The organism is Catenibacterium sp. co_0103 (assembly GCF_004168205.1).
GTDB lineage: Bacteria > Bacillota_I > Bacilli_A > Erysipelotrichales > Coprobacillaceae > Catenibacterium > Catenibacterium mitsuoka_A.
On sequence record NZ_RCYB01000165.1, the window covers coordinates 1 to 2,214 of the forward strand.

The 2,214-nt window shown below is 37.0% G+C and carries 2 protein-coding genes; both read right to left on the minus strand.

The annotated features are described in order from the left end of the window. Window positions 1–119 precede the first annotated feature (119 nt). Window positions 120–1,016, minus strand: a complete 897-nt coding sequence (tsf, locus tag EAI80_RS12765) for a translation elongation factor Ts (protein WP_129982340.1) — start codon at window positions 1,014–1,016, stop codon at window positions 120–122. 59 nt (window positions 1,017–1,075) lie between these two features. Beyond that, on the minus strand, window positions 1,076–1,915 hold the full coding sequence (gene rpsB, locus EAI80_RS12770; RefSeq protein ID WP_022424323.1) for a 30S ribosomal protein S2: 840 nt from the start codon (window positions 1,913–1,915) through the stop codon (window positions 1,076–1,078). Window positions 1,916–2,214: the final 299 nt, after the last annotated feature.

The following is a 2,214-nucleotide window of genomic DNA, read 5'->3' on the forward strand; positions in this document are numbered from 1 at the left end:
TGTGGTTCACTACACTTGGCGGTAAATACCTGTGGTCAGACTATCTCCGACTGAATTAGTGCCATGCCCGGCACACGTAAAAAAAGAAGTACTATTCGTACTTCTTCTAAGAATCATAATTATTTTTTAGCAGCAGCCATCTGAGCAGCTACTTCAGCAGCGAAGTCTTCTTCTTTATGTTCCATACCTTCACCAACCATGAATCTAGCCATTTCAACTACTTTACCGTTACCTAAGAACTGTGCAACTGTTAAATCAGGGTTCTTAACGAATTCCTGGTCAACTAAGCAGATAGCCTTTAATTCTTTGTTTAAACGTCCAGCAATCATCTTTTCTACGATATTTTCTGGTTTTGGTTTAGCTGACTTAGCATTTTCTTCTAAAGCCTGTTTCTTTAATACTTCAGTTTCCTTAGCGATATGTTCGGCAGGGATTGCAGATCTATCGATAAACTGAGGAGCACTTGCAGCTACGTGCATAGCAACATCTCTAGCCTTTTCTTCATCACAATCAGCGATTTTAACTAAAGCAGTGATCTTACCACCCATATGAGAGTAAGCACCAAATACTTCATTTTCAGCCTTAGTCATAACAGCAAATCTTCTTAAAGATAATTTTTCACCAATCTTACCTGATTTTTCAGCGATTACAGTAGCAAGATCTTTACCTTCTACTTCAATCTTTAAAGCTGCTTCAACATCAGCTGGGTTGTTAGCAACAATAGTCTTTGCAACATTTGCTACTAATTCCTGGAATTCAGCGTTCTTAGCAACGAAGTCAGTTTCAGAGTTAACTTCTACTAAAGCTGCTTTATCACCATCAATTACAAATGCAGATAAACCTTCAGCTGCAATTCTGTCAGCCTTCTTAGCTGCCTTTGCGATACCTTTTTCTCTTAACCAGTCAAAAGCTTCTTCGATGTTACCGTTAGTTGCATCTAAAGCCTTTTTACAGTCCATCATACCTGCACCAGTTTTTTCACGTAATTCTTTTACTAATTTTGCACTAATTGCCATTTGTTTTTCCTCCGTAAATTTTATTAAAAAGGAGAAAGCATAATGCTTTCTCCTTTTGATTATGCTTCAGTCTTGTCAGTTCTTGGAGCTTTATTTCTTCTAGGACCGTTCTTATATCTTGGTCCTCTGTTGTTTTTATTTTCTTCAACGCTTGCAACAGCATCGTTCATTGTAACTTCTTTTTCTTCTTCGTCTTTAACGAATGCTACAGTAGTAGGTTCACCCTTAGCTTCGCAGATAGCATCAGCCATAGCAGCAACGATTAACTTAACAGCTCTGATTGCATCATCGTTTGCAGGGATTACGTAATCTACTTCATCAGGATCACAGTTAGTATCAACGATACCGAATACTGGGATACCTAAGATCTTAGCTTCAGCAACAGCATTGTGTTCAACCTTTGGATCAACTACGAATAAAGCATTTGGTAACTTCTTCATTTCTTTGATACCGCCAAGGTTTCTTTCTAACTTAGCCTTTTCCTTCATAAGAAGAACTGCTTCCTTCTTAGTGTACTGTTCTAAGCTTCCGTCTTCTTCCATCTTTTCAAGTTCGATAAGTCTCTTGATTCTCTTCTGGATAGTCTTGAAGTTTGTTAAAGTTCCACCTAACCATCTAGAGTTTACGAAATAAGAACCAGATCTTTCAGCTTCTGTCTGAACAGCTTCCTGAGCCTGTTTCTTAGTACCAACAAATAAAACCTTACCGCCCTTTTCAGCGATTTCTTTCATTGCCTGATAAGCTTCATCTAATTTGTCTGAAGACTTCTTTAAGTCAATGATATAGATTCCATTTCTTGATGTAAAGATGTATGGAGCCATTTTTGGATTCCATCTCTTTGTCTGATGTCCGAAGTGAACACCAACTTCTAATAATTTTTTCATTGAAATTACTGACATGTGTAATTTCCTCCTTTTTGTTTTTTCCTCCACTATTTCTAACATAGCCCACCAATAAGGCACTCGAACTATGAATCCATAGTGTGTGTATTTCAAACACCATGACATAATAACATAAAATTAAATAAAATACAATAAAAAAAGAGAGTAACTAAATAGACTTGGGGTTTACTCAAGCTTTGAAAAAGTCAGGGGTATGAACTCCTGGCTTTGCTTTTATGCTGTCAACTTTTTAGGGGCAGTTTTCTGCTATCTGTTTTGTTTATTTCATAAATCATTTATCATGTTCTTAAGGTCAA